Annotated in this window: 17 protein-coding genes and 2 tRNA genes; 14 read left to right on the top strand and 5 right to left on the bottom strand. The window is 64.0% G+C overall.

Annotation, left to right across the window (positions count from 1 at the left end):
- The first annotated feature begins 156 nt into the window (after positions 1–156).
- From QTH91_RS17835 to QTH91_RS17820, 4 genes are all read left to right on the top strand, one after another.
- Entirely contained in the window at positions 157–429 is a 273-nt protein-coding gene (locus QTH91_RS17835; protein ID WP_286661617.1) for an HU family DNA-binding protein, read from the top strand.
- A 19-nt stretch (positions 430–448) separates the two neighbouring features.
- Positions 449–524, top strand: a tRNA-Val gene (locus tag QTH91_RS17830).
- Between the two features lie 104 nt (positions 525–628).
- Positions 629–2,542 (top strand): SurA N-terminal domain-containing protein, encoded by a 1,914-nt coding sequence (locus QTH91_RS17825; RefSeq protein ID WP_286661434.1) that lies wholly within the window; start codon positions 629–631, stop codon positions 2,540–2,542.
- 58 nt (positions 2,543–2,600) lie between these two features.
- Positions 2,601–2,676 (top strand) — tRNA-His (locus QTH91_RS17820).
- Between the two features lie 43 nt (positions 2,677–2,719).
- On the opposite strand, the gene mddA is transcribed toward QTH91_RS17820, so the two are convergent.
- The 4 genes from mddA to QTH91_RS17800 form a co-directional block, all read right to left on the bottom strand.
- Positions 2,720–3,478, bottom strand: a complete 759-nt coding sequence (mddA, locus tag QTH91_RS17815) for a methanethiol S-methyltransferase (RefSeq protein WP_286661433.1) — start codon at positions 3,476–3,478, stop codon at positions 2,720–2,722.
- Positions 3,479–3,628: 150 nt separating this feature from the next.
- Positions 3,629–5,806 carry an alpha/beta hydrolase gene (locus QTH91_RS17810; protein WP_286661432.1) on the bottom strand — a complete coding sequence of 726 codons (2,178 nt, stop codon included), beginning with the start codon at positions 5,804–5,806 and terminating at the stop codon, positions 3,629–3,631.
- Positions 5,803–6,510, bottom strand: a complete 708-nt coding sequence (locus tag QTH91_RS17805) for a TetR/AcrR family transcriptional regulator (RefSeq protein WP_286661431.1) — start codon at positions 6,508–6,510, stop codon at positions 5,803–5,805. Before QTH91_RS17805 ends, QTH91_RS17810 begins: the two co-directional genes overlap by 4 nt.
- A gap of 88 nt (positions 6,511–6,598) precedes the next feature.
- Positions 6,599–8,410 (bottom strand): acyclic terpene utilization AtuA family protein, encoded by a 1,812-nt coding sequence (locus QTH91_RS17800; RefSeq protein ID WP_286661430.1) that lies wholly within the window; start codon positions 8,408–8,410, stop codon positions 6,599–6,601.
- A 118-nt stretch (positions 8,411–8,528) separates the two neighbouring features.
- Between QTH91_RS17800 and QTH91_RS17795 the strand changes: the two genes are divergently transcribed.
- The 7 genes from QTH91_RS17795 (at position 8,529) to QTH91_RS17765 (ending at position 17,034) form a co-directional block, all read left to right on the top strand.
- Positions 8,529–9,704: an acyl-CoA dehydrogenase family protein gene (locus QTH91_RS17795; RefSeq protein ID WP_286661429.1), complete on the top strand. Its 1,176-nt coding sequence runs from the start codon at positions 8,529–8,531 to the stop codon at positions 9,702–9,704.
- 18 nt (positions 9,705–9,722) lie between these two features.
- Positions 9,723–10,532, top strand: coding sequence for a TIGR03084 family metal-binding protein (locus tag QTH91_RS17790; RefSeq protein ID WP_286661428.1), 810 nt, complete (start codon positions 9,723–9,725; stop codon positions 10,530–10,532).
- A 5-nt stretch (positions 10,533–10,537) separates the two neighbouring features.
- Positions 10,538–11,398, top strand: a complete 861-nt coding sequence (locus QTH91_RS17785) for a phosphatidylglycerol lysyltransferase domain-containing protein (protein WP_286661427.1) — start codon at positions 10,538–10,540, stop codon at positions 11,396–11,398.
- A 72-nt stretch (positions 11,399–11,470) separates the two neighbouring features.
- Positions 11,471–13,093 (top strand): acyl-CoA carboxylase subunit beta, encoded by a 1,623-nt coding sequence (locus QTH91_RS17780; RefSeq protein WP_286661426.1) that lies wholly within the window; start codon positions 11,471–11,473, stop codon positions 13,091–13,093.
- 25 nt (positions 13,094–13,118) lie between these two features.
- Positions 13,119–15,101, top strand: coding sequence for an acetyl/propionyl/methylcrotonyl-CoA carboxylase subunit alpha (locus QTH91_RS17775; protein WP_286661425.1), 1,983 nt, complete (start codon positions 13,119–13,121; stop codon positions 15,099–15,101).
- 9 nt (positions 15,102–15,110) lie between these two features.
- On the top strand, positions 15,111–16,547 hold the full coding sequence (locus QTH91_RS17770) for an amidase (RefSeq protein ID WP_286661424.1): 1,437 nt from the start codon (positions 15,111–15,113) through the stop codon (positions 16,545–16,547).
- A 151-nt stretch (positions 16,548–16,698) separates the two neighbouring features.
- Positions 16,699–17,034, top strand: coding sequence for an H-NS histone family protein (locus tag QTH91_RS17765; RefSeq protein ID WP_286661423.1), 336 nt, complete (start codon positions 16,699–16,701; stop codon positions 17,032–17,034).
- Between the two features lie 64 nt (positions 17,035–17,098).
- Here QTH91_RS17765 and QTH91_RS17760 read toward each other — a convergent pair whose 3' ends face one another.
- Positions 17,099–18,085 carry an NADPH:quinone oxidoreductase family protein gene (locus QTH91_RS17760; protein ID WP_286661422.1) on the bottom strand — a complete coding sequence of 329 codons (987 nt, stop codon included), beginning with the start codon at positions 18,083–18,085 and terminating at the stop codon, positions 17,099–17,101.
- A gap of 126 nt (positions 18,086–18,211) precedes the next feature.
- On the opposite strand from QTH91_RS17760, the gene surE reads away from it, so the two are divergent.
- From surE to QTH91_RS17745, 3 genes are read left to right on the top strand one after another with little or no spacing between them, the layout of a single operon-like run.
- Positions 18,212–18,991, top strand: coding sequence for a 5'/3'-nucleotidase SurE (surE, locus tag QTH91_RS17755; protein WP_286661421.1), 780 nt, complete (start codon positions 18,212–18,214; stop codon positions 18,989–18,991).
- Positions 18,988–19,836: a protein-L-isoaspartate(D-aspartate) O-methyltransferase gene (locus QTH91_RS17750; protein WP_390367255.1), complete on the top strand. Its 849-nt coding sequence runs from the start codon at positions 18,988–18,990 to the stop codon at positions 19,834–19,836. Before surE ends, QTH91_RS17750 begins: the two co-directional genes overlap by 4 nt.
- A 10-nt stretch (positions 19,837–19,846) precedes the next feature.
- A complete protein-coding gene (locus QTH91_RS17745) occupies positions 19,847–20,746 on the top strand; it encodes a peptidoglycan DD-metalloendopeptidase family protein (RefSeq protein ID WP_286661420.1) in 900 nt (299 codons plus the stop codon).
- The last annotated feature ends 61 nt before the right edge of the window (positions 20,747–20,807 follow it).

Genomic DNA, 20,807 nt, shown 5'->3' with positions numbered 1-20,807 from the left:
CACCCCGTAGGCCAGTGGCTTTAATCATTGCCGGCAGTGCGCTGCCGACCTGCCTGATTAACCTCCTCCATCGCCTAGCACGGTGCGGCCATGCTGCACGCGGATGGCCATGCAGTCGACGAATCACCGATCAACTTATTTCAACAAGGGGCCCTTGTGAACAAGACCGAACTGATTGAGCACATCGCAAAAAACGCAGACATCTCCAAGGCCGCAGCGACCCGCGCGCTCGAGTCCACGCTTGGCGCGATTCGCACCACGCTGAAGAAAGGAAACTCCGTTTCGCTCGTCGGTTTTGGTACATTCGCCGTCGGCAAGCGCGCCGCACGCACGGGTCGCAACCCGCGCACCGGCGCTGCGATTAAAATCAAGGCCGCCAAGATCCCGAAGTTCCGTCCCGGCAAGGCGCTCAAGGACGCGCTGAACTGAAAGGCGGATCTTCTCGGTGGGGTGCTTAGCTCAGCTGGTAGAGCGGCGCCCTTACAAGGCGTAGGTCGGGGGTTCGAACCCCTCAGCACCCACCACCACCCGGGCAAACCAAGGCGAACGATTGTTCGCCTTTTTTGTTGCGCGTCGCCGCGCGAGCCGCCCAGCTCACGGCCGCGCACCTCGAAGGAGATGAAAGACCATGTTTGATTTTTTCCGCAAGTACAACAAGTTCATGATGGCGATCTTGTTCTTGCTGATCATCCCTTCGTTCGCCCTTTTTGGCGTGGAGCGCTTCTTCGATTCGAGCAGTCGCGGTGAAGCGGTCGCCAAGGTCGATGGTCAGGAGATCACACGCCAGGAATGGGACTTTCGCCATCGCAACGAGATCGATCGCATCCGCCAGCGCATGCCCAGCGTCGACCTCGCCATGCTCGATTCGGAGGCCGCACGCTACGCGACCCTGGAGCGCATGGTGCGCGAGCGCGTGCTCGGCGCGGCGGCAGCCAAGTCCCACCTGACCACCACCGAAGATCGCCTGGCCCGCATCTTTACGAGCGATCCCGGCCTGGCGAGCTTCCGCACTGCCGATGGCAAGTTCGACCGCGAGCTTTTCCAGCGCGCGACCGGGCAGACCCCCCAGCAATACGAAGCGAGCGTGCGGGCCAGCCTGGCCACCCAGCAGGTGATGGACGGGCTGCACAACGGTGCGTTTGCGACACCGGCACAGGCCGAGGCAACGCTCGGCAGCATCTATGCTCGTCGCGAAGTTCAGGTGGCCCGTTTCAAGACCGAGGACTTCGCCGCCAAGGTCAAGCCGACGGACGCCGAAGTCGAGGCCTACTACAAGGAACACATCGCGCAGTACCAGGCGCCGGAAGAGGCGACCGTCCAATACGTCGTGCTCGACATGGATGCGGTCAAGAAGCAGATTGCCGTGAACGACGCGGACGTGCGCACCTATTACGACCAGAACAAGGATCGGATGGGCAAGCCCGAAGAGCGGCGCGCGAGCCATATCCTGATCACGGTACCGGCCGGAGCCAGTGCCGAGCAGAAAAAGCAGGCCAAGGACAAGGCCGAGGCCCTGCTCAAGCAGGTGCTGGCCAAGCCCGACAGTTTTGCGGACGTGGCGCGCAAGAACTCGCAAGACCCCGGCTCGGCAGAGAAGGGTGGCGATCTCGACTTTGTCACGCGCGGATCCATGGTCAAGCCTTTCGACGACGCCATGTTCTCGCTGAAGAAGGGCGAGATCGATCCCAAGCTGGTGGAGTCCGAGTTCGGTTTCCACATCATTCGCCTCGACGACATCAAGCCGGGCGCGGCGCCTTCCTTTGAAGAGGCTCGTTCGCGCATCGAGGCGGATCTGCGCGCGCAACAAGCCGCCACCGAGTTCGCGAAGGCGGCCGAGAGCTTCAGCGACATGGTCTATCAGCAGTCGGACACGCTGCAGCCGGTGGCCGACAAGTTCAAGCTCAAGATCCAGACTGCCAAGGTGACGCGCCAACCCTCCAAGGACGCAACGGGCGCCCTGGCCAGCAGCAACTTCCTGTCGGCGCTGTTCTCGCCCGACTCGCTGGAGCGCAAGAACAACACCGAAGCGATCGACCTGGGCAGCAACCAACTGGCGGCGGGCCGCGTCTCCTCGTACACCGCTGCGCACACCCGCACCCTGGACGAAGTCAAGGCCGAGGTCCGGAAGGCGTTGATCGATTCGCGCGCTGCCCAATTGGCCAAGCAGGATGGCGAGGCCAAGTTGGCCGCGTGGAAGTCGGATGCCAAGGGTGCAAGCCTGTCGGCACCCCTGCTGGTCTCGCGAGCGGACGCGCAGAACCAGCCAGGGGCGGTGGTGGAGGCGGCCTTGCGTACCGACGACAGCAAGCTGCCCGGCTGGGTCGGCGTGGATCTGGGCGGCCAGGGCTACGCGGTGGTCAAGGTCAACAAGGCTGTGCCGCGCGATCCGCCGACGCCACAGGTCGCCGAAAGCGAGGTGGCACAGTATTCGCAGGCCATCTCGCAGGCCGAGGACCAGGCTTACTACAACTTGCTAAAGGCGCGTTACAAGACCGAGATCCTGGTGCCGCGTCCGGCCGCAGCGCCGGTGCTTGGCGGCTGAGCGCGCCAAGCGACCGAGGGCCGAATTTTCCGGCTATAATTTCGAGCTTGCTTCTACGGTGGCTGTAGCTCAGTTGGTAGAGTCCAGGATTGTGATTCCTGTTGTCGTGGGTTCGAGCCCCATCAGCCACCCCAAATAAATGCAAAAAGCCCGGCCATGTGCCGGGCTTTTTTGCTTTTACGGCCGGGTGTGTCCCTTACGGTCGCGCGGATTGAGCCTTGGCAACAGCATGCCAACCTGCTGCCGGTAGGCCTCGTAGCGCTGGCCGAACTGCGCGATCAGGTCACGCTCTTCGAACCAGATTCCAATCAGGATGTAGCCCGTCGTGGCGGCGGCGAACATCAGGTGGCCAGCCGTCATGGTCGGTGTGGCCCAGAACGCAAGGATGAAGCCGAGGTAGATCGGGTGCCGCACATGGCGGTAGAACAGCGGCGTCCGGAACTCCGCGGCCGGAAGCGTTTTTCCTCGCAGCCTGGCCCACACCTGCCGCAGGCCGAATAGCTCGAAATGGTTGATCAGGAATGTGCTGATCAGGAGGATGGCCCAACCCGACCAGAACACGATGTGCACGGCAAAACGTCCTGCCGGGTCGCTCACTTCCCATAGCACCGGTTCGGCGATTGGCCGCCATTGCCACAGCAGCAGGGCCAGCGCCGCGGTTGCCGCGAGAACGTAGGTGCTGCGCTCCATGCTTTCGGGAATCAGCCGGGTCCACCAGCGCTTGAATCCGCGCCGGGCCATGACGCTGTGCTGGGCTGCAAAGACCCCTAGAAGCACGATGTTGACGGCAATGGCCTCGGCCAGTGGGGCGGAGGAGCCGCTGTCGAGTGTCTTGGGCAGCAGGGGAAGGTTGCCTACAAACCCGATGGCGTAGATAAAGGTGGCGAGAAAGAACAGGTATGCCACCAGCCCATACAGTGCAGTAAAGATTGCCATGATGACTCTCCTTTGGCGATGATCGAGAACGAGCCTGCCCGCGTGCCTGTGCGGTACAGGCATCGAAAGACATGGTTGGCGCGCCAAGAGGGCGCGATTGCGGGTGCCGCCAGCGCTAGGGCACTTCGCAGCCGTGGGCCTTGTGCTGCCTCATCTTGCCCACCCACGGTTCTCGAGCACTTGCGCTATGCGCAAGGCGGCTCGCGCAGCTCCGTCTGCTTCCACCGGTTTGTATCGAACAGGTTCATGCATGGCGGCCAAGGCCCGTCGCGCGAGTGCGTCCGGGTCCAGCGTCGCTGAATAGTCCATCGAGCGGTCGGCCGCGTAGTTGGCGAGTCGCTGGCGTACATGCACGCACTGCTCGAAATGGCGTTGCAGCGGAAAGCTCAGGAACGGGCGGCGCGTGGCCACCAATTCCATGGTGGTCGAGAGTCCGCCTTGCACGAGCGCGAGATCGCAGCACGCCAGGTGCTCGAACAGGTTGTGGACGTAAGGCCGCAACTTGAGGCCAGGCTGAGGCTCGAACTCGTCGGTGGATAGGCGCGGCCCCGTGACGAGGATGAGCCGCAACTCGGGCACTTCGCGTTTCATGCGTGGAAACGCGGCAGCAATCCGGTGCAGCAGGTGTCGACCCGCGGCTGTGCCGCCCACCGCGGCGATGGCAATCTTTTCGTCGCTGCGATAGCCGTGGCGTACGCGCAGGCGTTCCGTATCGGCCAAAGCCTTTGGGTCGAAAGGCAGGCAGTAGCCGCAGTAGCAGAAATTGCGGTCGGTCCAGTCCCGGATTCCCGGCAGGCCGGGGCCGAAGGGCCGCTCCGTCACGTCTTCCCGGTTTCCGACGAAGATGGCCGCGTCGCGAAGATAAGGGTACCGCGCCACATGCTCGATGTCGTCGGCATTGCGATCGGCGCACAGCATGGCTTCTCGCTCGTTGCCCGGCTCCATGGGCAGGCAGCCGACGAAGTCGGTGAGAAAGACGAATGGCTGGCGCTTGAGTTCTGGGTTCTCGTGATAGTAGTAGTCCACATCCCAGGCCTCGTCTCCGATCACCATGTCGTAGTGCTCTGTGGAGACGAGATCGACGAAGGCCATGAAGTTATGGCTCATGGTTTCGTCCATCGTGCGCATCGCGAAGAAGGCCGACAGATCGTGTTCGCCGGCGACTTGCTCGAAATGTCGGCTTTCGTTGGCCAAACGCTGGGTGATCGGATGGAGGCGCTCGCCTTCGCGCTCCAGATAGCCTGCTGCAGGGTCCGTGGTGAACCAGTCGATCGCCAGGTCTGGCTGCACGTTTCGAAGCTCGCGTGCGATGGCCAGGTCGCGCTGGACGTGGCCGAGGCCGATCGGGCTGGAGATGAACAACGCACGGCGAGGGCGCTTCATGGCGCGCGTCCAGGTGAGCTGTCGGGGCATGCCGCCGATGAAGGTGCGCAACGCAAGATTGAAGGCCACTGGGTCACGTGCCGCCGTGACATGGCCGCCGCCGCCAACGGTGAGCATGGAGGCGCCTTCCACCATTGCGTGGATTTCGGCGCCTTTCGCGTAGGGAACGCGGTGGTCTTCTGCGCCGTGGATGACGAGCGTCGGGCAGGTCACTCGACGCGCCAGTTCGCGCACGTCGTTGCCTAGCCAGGCATTGCGGCACCAGCCCAGCCACTCGGCCTGCGTGGCCCAGGCGTAGTGCGCGCCGTCCTCATAGGGCTTGGTCGAATGCGGCTCGTTGAAGATGGTTCTCATGAACCAGTCGATGTAGCCGGGCCAGTCGCCTTGCAGCATCTCGGATTCCAGCTTCATGCGCTGGGCGATCTTCTCGTCGGTGGCGATCGAATCTGCGAAGCCGCCAGCGGTGACCACGTGTGTGACACGTTGCGGCTGTTCGGCAGCAAAGCGCAGCACCGTCATCGCGGCTGCCGAGATGCCGACCAGGGCCACGCGTTCGGCGCCCACTGCATCTACTACCGCCACGAAGTCGGCATAGAAATGGTCAAAGCTGTAGGCCGCCTGGCCGAAGGGCCGGTCGGAGCGCCCGTTGCCACGACCATCCATCGTGATCACACGGAAATGCCGCGAGAGATAGGGCACGGTGCACTTGAGCATCTGGCTGTGCACGATCTGGAAGGGTGGGGCAAACGCGATCCACGGACCGCGGTCGCCCCATGTTGCGTACCAGATCTTCACGCCATCGCGATCGACGAAGCCGGTGTGGGAGGGCACCACGGTGTCGTACGGGGAGCCACCGGGATCGGGCAATGCCCCAGGCTCGGGCAGCGGACCTGCGATGAGTGCCAGGCGCTCCGGTGGCTTGCTGCGATTGGCATCGTCGTTCATGCGCGCCTCCTGCTTCGGGGCGCGGCATGCGATGCTCGCGCAGCCTTGGCATCCAGCGATTCCAGCAACCACTGGACACCATCAAGCGCTGCATGGTGTTGTGCCTGCTCTTCCGCAACGCCCAACAAGTCAGTGAACTCCATGCCCAGCCAGAACTCGGAGATCCAGCACGCGATGACCTCGGGTGTGAGCGGCGGTGGAAGCGGGGTGCCGTTGGCCTCCAACGCGGCAATGGCCTCGCGAACCCCGACGAGCACGAGCTTCTTCCAGGCCAGCAGACGCGGCAGGAACTTCTCGCGCAAGGCTTCGTTGGCCAGGCTGGCCGCCCACAGCTCCGCCTGCAGGCGCACGAATCCCGACTTCAGGTCTTCCTCGTAGAAGCGACGCGCACTCGCCCACTTCTGCGCGAGGCTCTCCTTGCTGGCGTACATCGAAGCCTGGCGTGCCAGCAACCGCTCGTTCGCCGCGTCAAGGACCTCGATGACGAGCTGGTCCTTGCTTCGGAAGTGATAGTTGATCAACGCGTGATTGACGCCGGCGTCCTTGGCGATTTCGCGCACGCTCAGTGCAGCGTAGCCTTCGGTCACGAGACGGCGAAAGGCTGCATCCAGAATGCGCTCGCGCGTCAGCGTTGCATCGCCCTCGCGAAGCTTCAGGGCCGTGGCTTTTCGCGGCCGGCGGCCGGAAACAGGGTTCAGGGCCATCGCTCACCACACGTTTTAAACAGTCGTTCAAATGCTAGGCCTTGCGGGACCGCTTGTCAACGGTGCGCGAGCGGGCGCGGCGGCGAGGCTATTGGCGACGAATGGCGGCTGCCACCGAGGCGGGCACTTGCAAAGGCATGTCGAGGAGCATCTGCCCCATGCCCTTGCCGAGCGGGTCCATGCGCATGGAGGAGGGGCCGCCGCCGTCGAGCGCATCGTGCAGCAGCAGGTTCATCGCCGCGATGCCGGGCAAGTAGAAGCGCTCGACCTTGCCCATCACCAGGTGCGCGAAATGGTTGCGCACGACCTCCGGCGTGATCCGTTCCCACATCAGCGGCAGCCACTCAGGGCGCCGAGCAACCAGACCGATGTTCGACAGGTTGCCTTTGTCGCCGCTGCGCGCCCAGGCCAGATCGATGAGGCGTACCTCCGCCTGCTCTCCGGAATCTTCCGCCCACGCCGGAGGCTCGGACGAGGGTTCCGCATTCGTTGCGGCGACACCGAAACCGGGCACCGGAACGGGATGGGAGGCACCGTCCAACTCGAATGAAACGGGCACCGCGCTCTTGGCGAGCGTGAAGGCAAAGGGCTTGATCAATGGAGAAACCGCCACGCGACCGCCGCCCGGGCCGGTGGTGCCGGGTGCCCAGGAGGTGCCGGCGGGCGCAATTTCACGGGCGAACATCTCGAGCGCGGCCTTCTGCGGATGGTTGGCCACCACACGCATCATGACTTCTCGAACTTGCCTCGTGCGTGCATGCGGTCCGTAGATCCACTCGGAGCCAATGGCCTCGAAGTAGGCCGCAGTGAATGGCGGCAAGCCCATCTGGGCGAGGATCTCGCTGGTGCGCTCGATGATCGACCTGGCCGTACGCACTGCCTTTTTCTCGGCGTCGATCCCGACAATCACCAGGCTGCCAGAACAGCGAAAGCCGTCGAGTTGGGTCGCCGAAACCTTGTAGTCGGGCGAGGGCGCACGCCCACGCGCTCGAGTGACGGTAACGCGGTCTTCGCCAGCCTGCTCGATCGCGACGGCGCGGAAGTCGCAGATCACGTCGGGCAACGCGTAGGCGGCCGGGTCGCCGATCTCGTAGAGGAGTTGCTCCGCCACTGCAGCACGGATCACCTTGCCGCCCGTGCCTGCGGGCTTGGTCACGATGAAGCTGCCATCGGCATGGCATTCGACGATCGGATAGCCGATGTTTGCCCAGTCGGGAATGTCTTCCCAATCGGTGTGCAAGCCGCCGGTGGCCTGGCACCCGCATTCGATGATGTGGCCCGCCAGGCTGCCGGAGGCGAGCAGATCGTAGTCGTCGCTGCGCCAGCCGAACTCGTGCATCAACGGCCCGAGCGTGACGGCACTGTCCACGCAACGGCCGGTGATGACGACATCGGCACCGGCCTCGAGCGCGGCGGCGATCGGAAGCGCACCCAGGTAGGCGTTGGCGCTGAGCACTTTGTCGGGAAGTGGCTCGGTGGTGTACATGTCGCGCGCACCGCTTTCACGCAAGGCAGGCATCTGCGCGCTCACGTCGTCGCCTTCGACGACCGCAATGCGCAGGGGCACGCCTTCGGAATCGGCCAGTGTCTGGAGCGCCGCCGCGCAGGCCCTGGGATTGATGCCGCCGGCATTGCTCACCACCTTGATGCCTTGTCGCTTGATCTCGCGCAGCACGGGCTTCATCGCAATATCGACGAAGTCGGTGGCGTAGCCCATCTCTGGTTTCCTGGCACGCGCCGACGCCAGGATGGCCATCGTCGTCTCGGCCAGGTAGTCGAACACCAGGTAGTCGAGCCGGCCGAGCTTGACCAGCTGGGGTGCTGCCACCATGCTGTCGCCCCAGAAGCCTGACGCGCCGCCAATGCGCACCACCTTCTGCTTGGTCGCGGAAGTGTTCATGCCGGCAGCTTAGTGGGCGCGGGGGCATCGTGCTTGTGTCTACTCGCTGGACAGCCAGTCGGCGCAAGACGGGCGATGCCGGCCTGGCTAAGCTGCCCGCCACAGGAGACATCGGTTCATGGAATTTCTGGAGGCGCCGCCGCTCTCGTTCCACTTCACGCCGGAGCACGAGCAGTTCCGCCACACGCTGCGCGACTTCGTGGCGCGCGAGATCACGCCCCATGCTGCCGCATGGGATGAGGCAGAAACCTTTCCGCTCGCCCTGTACCAGCGCCTGGCAGATCTGGGCGTGCAGGGGCTGGGCTATCCCGAGGCTCTGGGAGGCACCCCGTCAGACGTGTTCTTTCAGATCATCGTTGCCGAAGAATTGGCCCGTTGTGGCAGCGGCGGCATCCAGGCATCGCTGGGCTCGCACTCCATTGCGCTGCCCCCGATCCTGAAGGCCGGCACAGAGGCACTCAAGCAGCGCGTGATCCCGCCGGTCTTGGCCGGCAAGAAGATCGCTGCCCTGGCCGTTACCGAGCCGTCCGGGGGCTCCGATGTGGCAAGCCTGAAGACAACTGCGGTGCGCGAAGGCGACCACTACGTCGTCAACGGCGAGAAGACCTTCATCACTTCAGGCATGCGCGCGGACTTCATCACCGCTGCGGTCCGCACCGATCCTTCCAAGCGGGGTGCGGGCGGCATCTCGGTGCTCGTGGTCGAAGGCGACACACCCGGACTCACGCGAACAGCGCTCAAGAAAATGGGCTGGTGGAGTTCCGACACCGCCCATCTTCGCTTCGAGAACTGCCGCGTCCCTGTCGGGAATCTCGTAGGGGTAGAGAACGAAGGCTTCAAGCTCATCATGAACAACTTCAATGCCGAGCGCCTTTACATGGCGGCGCAGGCTTGCACCTTTGCCGAGGTGTGCCTCGAAGAGGCCGTGGACTGGACGCGCCAGCGCACCACCTTCGGTACGCCGCTTTCCGAGCGGCAGGTGGTGCGCCACAAGATCATGGACATGGTGATGCGCATCGATGCCGCGCGAACGCTCGTCTACGACCTGGCCTATCGTGTCGAGCATCAGTTGGCTGACCCTGCGAAGCTGGTGGCACGCGTGTGTCTGGCCAAGGTGCAGGCGACGCAGGCGATGCAGTTCTGCGCCGACCAGGCGGTGCAACTGCTCGGTGGCATGGGCTTCATGCGGGGCCTGCGAAGTGAACGCATCTACCGCGAAGTCAAGGTCATGATGATCGGCGGCGGCTCCGAAGAAATCATGAAGGACCTCGCTGCCCGCCAACTTGGCCTTTGATCGGAGCCTGAGCCCACGATGCAAGACACTGCGAACGATCTGCGCGCCGAATACCAGGAGCTGGCAAGCCTTTGCCGAACGTTGACGCCGCAGCAGTGGCGCCTGCACAGCGTCTTCTTCGGCTGGACGCCGTGGGACGAGGTGGCGCACCTGTGCTTCTTCGACGAAACGGCCACGATGGCGATCCTCGATGCTCCGGCCTTCGCGAGGGACGCCGCGGCACTCAACGACGCATGGGCGGCGGGCCGCGAGATCAGCGCCATCGCGCGGGAAAAATATGGGCACCTGGACGGCCCTGCCTTGCTGGCACATTGGGAGCCGATCGCAGTTCGCCTGACAGACCTGCTGGCGCCCCTCGACCCCAAGGCACGACTGCCCTGGTACGGCCCGACCATGAGCGCGCGATCGTTTGCATCGGCTCGGCTCATGGAGACCTGGGCCCACGGGCAAGACATCTGGGACGTGGTGCGCCGCCGCCGGCCCGCCTCGGCCAGGCTCAAGCACATTGCGCACATCGGCGTGACCACCTATGGCTGGACCTTCGTCAATCGCGGCTTGCCGGTGCCGCCCATCGTGCCATTCGTTGAACTCGAGGCGCCGGGTGGCGAAACCTGGCGTTGGGGCGATCCGACGTCCGAGGAATACGTGCGCGGCAGCGCCTCCGACTTCTGTCTTTTGGTCACGCAGCGGCGCAACCTGGTCGACACCGCGTTGCGCTACACCTCAGGCAGCGCCAAGGAATGGCTGCAGATGGCGCAATGCTTCGCAGGCCCGCCGGCCGACCCGCCCGCCCCCGGTGTTCGACAGGTGGACTACGACGACGAATGACGGGCTTGCCCCTCTCTCTGGACATGCAGGCGCCGATCGAGGCTGCGCTCGCGATCCTGCGCGACGGAAGCGGCGAGCATTGCCTGTCGGATCACGCGTTCTCCAACTTGTATCTGTTCAGGGCCGCGCACGACTACCGCTACCTGCCTGGGCCGTGGCCCTGCATCACCGGGCGCACCTACGACGGCATGCGGCACCTGATGCCCTTGTTCGCGCTGTCCGATGCACCGATCGATCTGCTTTGTTCGCTGATGGAAGCGCACGATGCGCTCTACCCGTTGGCGCGGCGCGATGCAGACGCGTTGCCATCCTCCTTGTTCGCCCTTGCCGAGTCTGCGGACGATGCCGACTACCTCTATGCGGCCAGCCAGTTCCTGGAGTACTCGGGGCGGGTGATGAGCGACAAGCGTGGCCAGGTGCGCGATCTGCAAGGCGCGCACGTGCTCTCGGCGCAGGCGTTTGACGAAGACGGGCTCGGTGCCGCTCGACAGGTGCTGGAAGGCTGGATGTCTCAGAAGTCCAAGGTCGCGGGCGAAGCCGACGAAAGCGCCTGCATCGAGGCTCTGGAGAACGCGGGCCGCTTCGGCCTTGAAGGGTTTGTGCACTTCGCCGATGGCCTGCCCGTGGGTTTCGTTCTCGCCCAGGAGCTTCAACCGCGCGTGTTCGTCATGCGCTTTGCCAAGGGCCTCGACAGCCACGTTGGCATCTACCCGCACATGTTCCAGCACTTCTGTCGCAGCTTCGCGCGGCCGGTCGATTGGCTCAACTTCGAGCAGGACATGGGGCTGCCCGGCTTCAGGCGCAGCAAGCGCTCCTACGGTCCGGCTGCCCTCATTCCCAAGTTTCGCGCCAGCCTGCGTCGCTGACTCAGCCAATTCGCGCAAGACCGTGCCAAGGGCGACGGCTAAGCTCGCCGCCAGTCAGTTGACGCACGGCACATGGCAATCATCGAATCGACCATTTCCACTGGCAGTGATGCCTTCAAGGCTCGTCGCGCAGGCATGCTGGCCTTGCTCGAACGCGTGCGGGGCTACGAAGCGCGCAGTGCCGCCGTCTCAGCCAATTCGCGCGAGCGCTTCGAAAAGCGCGGACAGTTGCTGCCGCGCGAGCGGTTGTCGCTGCTGCTCGATCCCGGCACGCCGTTCCTGGAGATCGGCTCCCTGGCCGGCCTGGGCCTGGACAATCCCGACATGGAAAAGAGCGTGCCCGGCGGTGGCGTGATCGGCGGCATCGGCTGGGTGTCGGGTGTTCGGGTGATGGTCAATGTCTCCGATTCCGGCATCGACGCCGGCGCGTTGCAGCCCATGGGCATTCCCAAGCAACTGCGCCTGCAGGAACTGGCGCTGGAGAACAAGCTGCCCTACATCCAGCTGGTCGAGAGTGCGGGCGCCAATCTCATGACCTACAAGGTCGAGGAGTTCGTCACCGGCGGCAGCCTGTTTCGCAACCTCGCGCGCATGTCGGCGGCGGGACTGCCGGTGATCACCGTCACGCATGGATCTTCGACCGCGGGTGGTGCCTATCAGACCGGCCTGTCCGACTACATCGTCATGGTGCGCGGGCGCTCACGGGCGTTCCTGGCTGGCCCGCCATTGCTCAAGGCGGCCACGGGAGAGATTGCCACCGAAGAGGAACTGGGCGGTGCTGAGATGCACACCGCCATCTCCGGCTTGGGCGACTACCTGGCCGAAGACGATCGCGATGCCATCCGCATTGCCCGCGAGATCGTCGACCAGATCGATTGGCATCGAGACATGCCGGCGCCTACCGATCGAAGCTTCAAGCCGCCGCGCCATGACGCGCAAGAACTGCTGGGCATCATGCCGATGGACCACAAGCGCCCCGTCGACATGAAGCAGGTGATTGCCCGCATCGCCGACGATTCGGAATTCCTCGAGTTCGGCGAAAACTACGGCAGCGCCACCGTGGTCGGTCATATCAAGCTCGAAGGCCAGCCACTTGGCGTTGTGACCAACAACGGGCCCATCGACCCCGCCGGGGCGACCAAGGCCACGCACTTCATCCAGGCCTGCTGCCAGTCCAGGACGCCCATCCTCTACCTCAACAACACGACCGGCTTCATGGTTGGCAAGGCGTACGAAGAGGCGGGCATGATCAAGCACGGCTCCAAGATGATCCAGGCCGTCACCAACGCCACGGTGCCGCAGATCACCATCTACTGCGGCGCGTCGTTCGGTGCTGGCAACTACGGGATGTGCGGCTGGGGCTTTCATCCGCGCTTCTGCTTCTCCTGGCCCAATGCGAAGACTGCCGTCATGGGCGGCGAGCAGGCGGCCCAGACCATGGTCAACGTGACCGAAGCCGCCATGAAACGCAAGGGCGGCGACGTCGACCGAGAGAAGCTCCAGGAACTGGAGCGCCGCATCATCGACCGCTTCGACAGCCAGATGAGCGTGTTCACCACCAGTGCGCGCGTGCTGGATGATGGCGTGATCGATCCGCGCGACACGCGGGCCGTGCTGCTGAACGTGCTGTCGATCTGCCGCGATGCCGAGCTTCGGCAGCCGCAGCGCATGCAGTTCGCAGTCGCGCGTCCGTGAACGAACTACCACCGGGCCGCTTCGCATGACCGCTTCGAGCCACCGCGAGACGCCGTTTCGCAAGATCCTGATTGCCAACCGCGGGGAGATCGCCCTGCGCATCATGCGCAGCGCTCGATCGCTCGGGTATCGCACCGTGGCCGTCTACTCGACGGCCGACGCGAAGGCGCAGCATGTGCGCGAGGCCAACCAGGCCGTGTGCATCGGCGATGCGATGCCCTCGCAGTCCTACCTGCGCATCGAAAGCATCATCGACGCAGCCAGACTCAGCGGAGCCGACGCCGTGCATCCCGGCTACGGGTTCCTGGCGGAGAACGAACACTTCGCACAGGCCTGCGAGGATGCCGGCCTCGTGTTCATCGGACCTTCCTCGCAGGCCATCGCGTCGATGGGCAACAAGGCTGGCGCCAAGGCCTTGATGCAGGCGGCCGGCGTGCCGTGTATGGCGGGCTACCAGGGCGAAGACCAGAGCCAGGAGCGCCTGGCGCTGGAGGCGGCGCGCATCGGCTTTCCGGTGATGATCAAGGCCACGGCGGGCGGGGGTGGGCGCGGCATGCGGCTCGTGTCATCGGCCAATGAGTTCGGGGAATTGCTGAGCAGCGCACGATCGGAAGCGCAGAGCGCCTTCGGCAATCCCGAGGTGATTCTCGAGCGCGCGATCGTACGGCCGCGACACATCGAGATCCAGGTCTTTGCAGACCGGCACGGCAACGTCATTCATCTGGGCGAGCGCGACTGTTCGGTCCAGCGTCGTCATCAGAAGCTGATCGAGGAGGCACCGTCGCCGGCCGTCGATGCCGACTTGCGCGAGCGCATGGGCTCCACTGCGGTTGCCGCCGTCAAGGCGATCGGCTACGAAGGGGCCGGCACGCTCGAATTTCTGCTCGACGGCCAGGGCAATTTCTTCTTCATGGAGATGAACACGCGCCTGCAGGTCGAGCATCCGGTGACCGAGGCGATCTCTGGACTCGATCTGGTCGAACTGCAGCTGCGCGTGGCAGCCGGCGAGGCCCTGCCGCTGACGCAGCAAGACGTGCGCTTCAGCGGTCATGCCATCGAAGTGCGACTTTGCGCAGAGGATGCGGACCAGGGCTTTCTGCCGCAAAGCGGCACGCTGGCGCTCTGGCAGATGCCGACGCAACTGCGTGTGGAAGATGCGCAGGCTTCCGGCGCCGCCATCGCGCCGTACTACGACTCGATGATCGCCAAGATCATCGGCCACGGCCCTACACGCGAAGAAGCGCGCCGCAAGCTCATTGCCGGGCTTGAAGATGCCGTGGCTCTGGGGGTGAAGACGAACCTGGCCTTCCTGCGTCGTTGCCTGCTGCATCCCGAGTTCGAGAGCGGCGGTGCCACCACCGCTTTCATTGCAGACCATCTGGGCGAATTGCTGGCGCCGGATTCAGAGGCGCTCGAACGAGCCGCCGCGCTCGCCGCCGTGTTGCTGTGCGTGGATCTGGTCGAGGATCGGCCGCGTGCACCGGCTATCCATCTTTCGCGTCGGTTGCCGATGTCGCCGCGCTTCAAGCTCGACGGCCAACTGCACAGCGCCGAGGTCATTGCGCAAGGCTCCAGCCTGTTCGAAGTGCGCTTTCAGGATCGACGCTTGAACGTCGAACTCGTCGCGATGGAACCAAACGCCGTGCGGTTCGTGTGCGATGACCTGATGGAGCACGCTGCGTACTGCGTCGATGGCGCGGCGTTGTACATCCACTACCGTGCGTTGGCACTGCGCGTGGACGACCAGACCCGGGCCGCGTCGGCACGTCAGGGTGACGCAGGCGGCGATGGCAAGTTGCGTGCTTCGATGACGGGCCGCGTGGTCAGCGTGGTGGCGAGCCAGGGGCAACTGGTCGAGGCGGGACAACCCATCATCACGCTGGAAGCCATGAAGATGGAGCATGTCCATTCGGCGCCGCTGGGCGGCCGGGTCATCGCGGTTCACGTGGCTGGCGGCGAACAGGTGGTCGCCGGGCAAGTCATCGCGGAGATCGAAACGAAGCCGTAGCATTGGCAGATGGGAAATCTGACCGACCTGGACGCCGACGCGCTCTCGCGCACCATTCATTCACGCGACGCTTCCTGCCGAGAGGTCATGCAGGCCTATCTGGCCCGCATCGAGCAAGTTAATCCGCGCTACAACGCCATCGTGAATCTGGCGCCGCCCGAAGCGCTCCTCAGGCAGGCCGATGAATGCGATGCCGAGTTGAGTCGAGGTCATTCGCGCGGCTGGATGCACGGCATGCCGCAAGCCATCAAGGACACGGGGCATGCGGTGGGCTTCCCTTCCACACTGGGCAGCACGGTCTACAGGGAACTCATGCCCAAGGTCGACAGCCTGTATGTGTCGCGCATGAAGGCGGCGGGCTGCATCGTCATCGGCAAGACCAACATGCCCGAGTTCGGCCTGGGCTCGCACACCTACAACGACCTGTTCGGAACCACCCGCAACGCGTGGGACCCCGATCGCTCGGCTGGCGGCAGCAGCGGTGGCGCTGCCGTGGCATTGGCACAGCGGCTGCTGCCGGTGGCAGACGGGTCTGACTTCATGGGCTCGTTGCGCAACCCCGCCGGCTGGAACCACGTGTTCGGCATGCGGCCGAGCCAGGGTCGGGTGCCGGGCTGGCCGCGACCGGATGTGTGGGTGAGCCAGTTGGGGACCGACGGCCCGATGGCGCGCAACGTGCGCGATCTGGCGCGGCTGCTTTCCATTCAGGCCGGGCATGATCCGCGGGCGCCGTTGTCCATCGCTGAAGGGCCGCGAGATTACGTGCCGACGCAATTGCCAGCGGCGAGCGAATTTCGCATTGGCTGGCTGGGCAATCTGGACGGCCATCTGGCGATGGAGCCAGGAATTCTCGATGTTTGCAGCGGTGCGCTGAATCTCTTTGCACAAGCGGGGGCTCAGGTCGATTCAGTGGCTCACGGCTTCGACGCCGGCTCTGTCTGGCAAAGCTGGCTGGTCTGGCGCCGCGCATTGGTGGCGCCCAATGTGGCTGCTGCGCTGGCCGTCCCGGGCGCGCGGGAAAAGATCAAGCCCGAGGCATTGTGGGAACATGACAGTGAACAGGGCCTGAGCTTTGATGAATTCATGCGTGCCAGCGTGGCGCGAACCGGATTTCATGCGCAGATGCTGAGCCTGCTGAAAGATTTCGATGCACTCGCGCTCCCTTCCGCGCAGCTTTGGCCATTTGAGCGCGAGATGCATTGGCCGCGCGAAATTGCAGGTCGGAAAATGGACACGTATCACCGCTGGATGGAAGTCACGCTCTATGCGACTTTCGCGGGATTGCCAGCCGTCTGCGTTCCCGCTGGTTTTGATCCCAGTGGCCGTTGGCCAATGGGCCTTCAATTGATCGGCCGCCCGGGCGCCGACGCCGAGCTTTTGCGATTGGCCGCCGTCTATGAACAACTGGCCTCGCCGCTTCTGCAGCGAAAACCGCCGGCTGATTGAACTTGCGCCCACACACGTGCGCTCCCAAAGACATTCGAAACGAACTGTTGCTTTTTTCTGACTTCAAGGGGCTTTGATAAAAATTGTTGGTTGGTGAGAAGGCATTGAAATAGAATTTGCGACGTTTCTCAAACCCCTCGCAGGATTCGGAATGGCAACACTTGAAGAAATCAATTCCCAGATCAAAAAGCACGACGAACAGATTTCGCAATTGCGCCGCCAGGCTGAGACATTGCGCAATCAAGAACGTGCCGGAGTGATCGAGCAGATCCGCAAGCAGATTGCGGAGTACGGCATTTCCGCCTCCGACCTCAAGTTGAGCGGCCGCGCTCCCGCAGGTCGCCGTGCTGCTGCCAGTCCGGCGGTGCGCGCCGTCAAATACCGCAGCCCGACGGGCGAGACCTGGTCGGGCGGCCGCGGCCGCAAGCCGCGCTGGGTCACGGAAGCATTGGCCGCTGGCAAGTCCTTGACTGATTTCGAGGTCTGACCTCGGCGCTGGACGTATCAACGAAAAAGGCCCGCATTGCGGGCCTTTCTTGTTTTCGGCAATCTCAGTTCGTCATCACCAACTTGCCCTTGACGCTGCGAGATCCCATCAGAGCGTACGCTTCCTTCAATTGCGCCATGGGCAATGCCCGGTCGATCACCGGCTTGACCTTGCCCTGTCCATACCACTGCGCCAATTGCTGCATCATTTGAGCATTGGCCTTCGGTTCGCGCCTTGCAAAATCGCCCCAGAACACACCCACGATGGAAGCCCCCTTGAGCAATGCAAGGTTGAGCGGCAGCGAGGGAATGGGACCGGAGGCAAATCCGACCACCAGATAGCGACCACGCCAACCGATGGCGCGAAATGCGGGTTCCGCAAAATCGCCGCCAACGGGGTCGTAGATCACATCGGGGCCTTTGCCGCCGGTGGCTTGCTTGACGGCTTCGCGGAAATCATTGGGGAGCGCATGCGCGGTGTAATTGATGGTCTCGTCCGCGCCAATGGATTTGCACAGTGCGCACTTCTCGTCGGTCGATGCAGCTGCGATGACCTTTGCGCCCGCGGCCTTGGCAATCTGGATGGCCGAGGTGCCGACGCCGCCGGCTGCGCCCAGCACCAGAACGGTCTCGCCAGCCTTGAGTTGCGCGCGATCGATCAATGCATGCCAGGAAGTGGCGTAGATCATGATGAAGGCGGCAGCATCCACGTGATTGAAGCCGTCGGGCAATGGCATGCAAAGCGCTGCGGGCGCCAAGGTATGCGTTCCAAATCCGCCTGTGCCCGAAAGACACGCAATGTTCTGGCCGACCTTGAGCCCCTCGACGCCTTCGCCGACCGCCTGAATCACGCCGGCGTATTCGGAGCCAGGTACAAAAGGCAAAGGCGGCTTGATCTGGTATTTGTTCTGGACAATGAGCAGATCGGGGAAATTCAGGCTGGCCGCCTTGATTTCCACCAGCACCTGGCCGGGACCGGGCTGGGGAGTCGGAATTTCCTTCCAGGTCAGCGCATCGACGCCGACCGGGTTTTCACAAAGCCATGCATGCATAGGGGCAGTCTCCTCGTTGGGGCAGCCGATCATGATAAGAGTCGCCTTGGCACGCGAATGTCCCTGCGGTGACGGCGTGGCGGGGCAGGGGCGCAGCCACCTAGAATCGAGTTTCAATTCGACGATATGAAAATACTGATCTCAAACGATGACGGGTATCAGGCGCCGGGCATCGTGGCGCTGTACGAGGCATTGCGTGACGTGGCCGATGTCGAGGTGATCGCGCCGGAGCACAACAACAGCGCCAAATCCAATGCACTGACGCTGGCTGCACCTTTGTATGTGCGCGAGGCGCACAACGGGTTCAGGTACGTCACCGGCACGCCTGCCGACTGCGTGCACATTGCGCTCAAGGGCCTGCTGGACTATCGGCCGGACCTGGTTGTCTCAGGCATCAACAACGGTGCGAACATGGGCGATGACACGATCTATTCGGGCACGGTAGGCGCGGCCATGGAAGCCTACCTGTTCGGCATTCCGGCCATTGCGTTTTCGCAGATCGAGAAGGGCTGGGCGCATGTGGACGCAGCGGCCCAGGTGGCGCGCAGTCTGGTGCAGCGTGTCGAACAGGAGGGCATGCTGGGCGAGGAAGCCTGGCTGCTCAACGTCAACATTCCGAATCTTCCCCTGGACCAACTCAAGCCGGTGCGCGTTTGTCGCCTGGGCCGGCGGCATGCTGGCGAGCGGGTCATCACGCAGGACAATCCGCGCGGCGAAACCATGTACTGGATCGCCGGTGCGGGCGGCGCCAAGGACAGCGGCGAAGGCACCGACTTTCATGCGACGGCCTCTGGCCACGTGGCACTCACGCCTTTGCAGATCGACCTGACCGACCATGGTCGGCTCGGCGAATGGCGCGATGCAGTGGATCGCCTGACCGGCAAGGCGCAGGGCCGCGGAGCGTGAAGGAACGTCCCAGCTTTCCGGCGCGAATCAACACGGGCGGAGCGCAAGGCAACGCCGGCCGGACTGCACGCGTTCCTGCGAGCATGCCGGCCCGACCGGCGCCTGCACTCGAGCCGTCTGTGCGTCCTGCCAGCCAGCAATCCGTCGCGACCCGCCCGAATCCGACAAGCCCTACAGCGCCTTCGACGGCCTACGAGGCGGTCAGGGCGCGCATGGTGCAGAAACTGGCAGGCCAAGGCATCACCGACGCCCGAGTGCTGAGCGCCATGGGGACGGTAGAACGCCACCGCTTCGTCGATAGCGCATTGATGAACCAGGCGTACGAAGACACCAGCCTGCCGATTGGCCTGGGACAGACCATCTCCAAGCCCAGTGTCGTCGCGCGAATGATCGAACTGCTGCTGGCTGCGCCTGCCATGGCGGGACGCAGCGGCGCGCGTCTGGGGCGTGTGCTCGAAGTCGGTACGGGCTGCGGCTATCAAGCCGCGGTGCTCGGCCGTGTGGCTGACGAGGTCTACAGCATCGAGCGGCTGCGCGGGCTGAACGAACGCGCTCGCGCCAACTTGCGCCACTTTCGCCTGGCGAACGTGCATCTCTTGCTTGGCGACGGCATGCAGGGCTACGCCAAGGGGGCGCCCTATGCCGGCATCATCGCCGCCGCGGGTGGCGACGTCTTGCCCCAGACTTGGATCGACCAACTGGCCGTGGGTGGACGCATCGTTGCGCCCATTCGTTCGGCACAGGGCGGGCAGGCGCTGGTGGTCATCGATCGCAGTAACGCGGGCGTGCAGCGCAGCGTTCTTGAGGCGGTCAACTTTGTCCCCCTAAAATCCGGGATTGCTTGAAGGAGGTTGCATGCAGGGTCTAGGTCGTCGAGCACGTGTTGCCGGCACGGTTTTCACGTACGCATCGTTGCTGGTGTTGGCAGGGTGCTCGACTTCGCCGCCGTCGCAAGCACCTGTCGAGGACCGCAGCGCCGCGAGCGCAGGTGTGCCCGGTATGCCGGTCCCACCCATCACGACCGACGCTTCAGGAAAGCCGCTGCGAGGCATCGAGAACTACGGCAAGCCCGGCTACTACGCCGTGCGCCCGGGTGACACGCTCATCCGCATCGGGCTCGAGTCGGGACAGAGCTGGCGCGACCTTGTTCGCTGGAACAATCTCGACAATCCAAATGTGATCGAAGTGGGCGAGGTGCTGCGCATCATCCCGCCGACCAATGGTGCGACGGCCGTTGCGGCGGCTCCTGTTGTCCCCGCCGTGGTGGCGACAACGCCTGCCACGCCTTCGACGGCAGCGGCGCCTGCAGCGGCAGCCGCGGCTGCGGCCGCATCGGCTCCGGCAGTCGTGGCAGCGGCCAAGCCGTCTCAGCCTTTGGCTGCCGATGACGACCTGGGATGGATGTGGCCAGCGCGCGGCCAACTGCTCGCGGGGTTCGACGATGCCAAGAACAAGGGACTCGACATCGGCGGCCGCGCCGGCGACCCCATCTACGCATCGGCGGATGGCAAGGTGGTCTATGCCGGCGCCGGCTTGCGCGGCTACGGCAACCTGATCATCCTCAAGCACAACAACACCTATCTCACGGCCTACGCGCACAACCAGACGCTACTGGTGAAGGAAGATCAATCGGTCCAGAAGGGCCAGAAGATCGCCGAGATGGGCAGCAGCGACGCCGATCGCACGAAACTGCACTTCGAGATTCGGCGCCAAGGCAAGCCGGTGGACCCGGCGCGCTACCTTCCGCCGCGTTGATCGGCTTGGGGCTCATGCCCCTTATGTTGGGGTGTTCGGAATTCCGGCTGTCGCGGCCTGA

This window comes from Variovorax dokdonensis, from assembly GCF_030316895.1.
Classification (GTDB): Bacteria; Pseudomonadota; Gammaproteobacteria; order Burkholderiales; family Burkholderiaceae_C; genus Variovorax; species Variovorax dokdonensis.
This window is presented reverse-complemented; position numbering and strand designations above follow the sequence as displayed.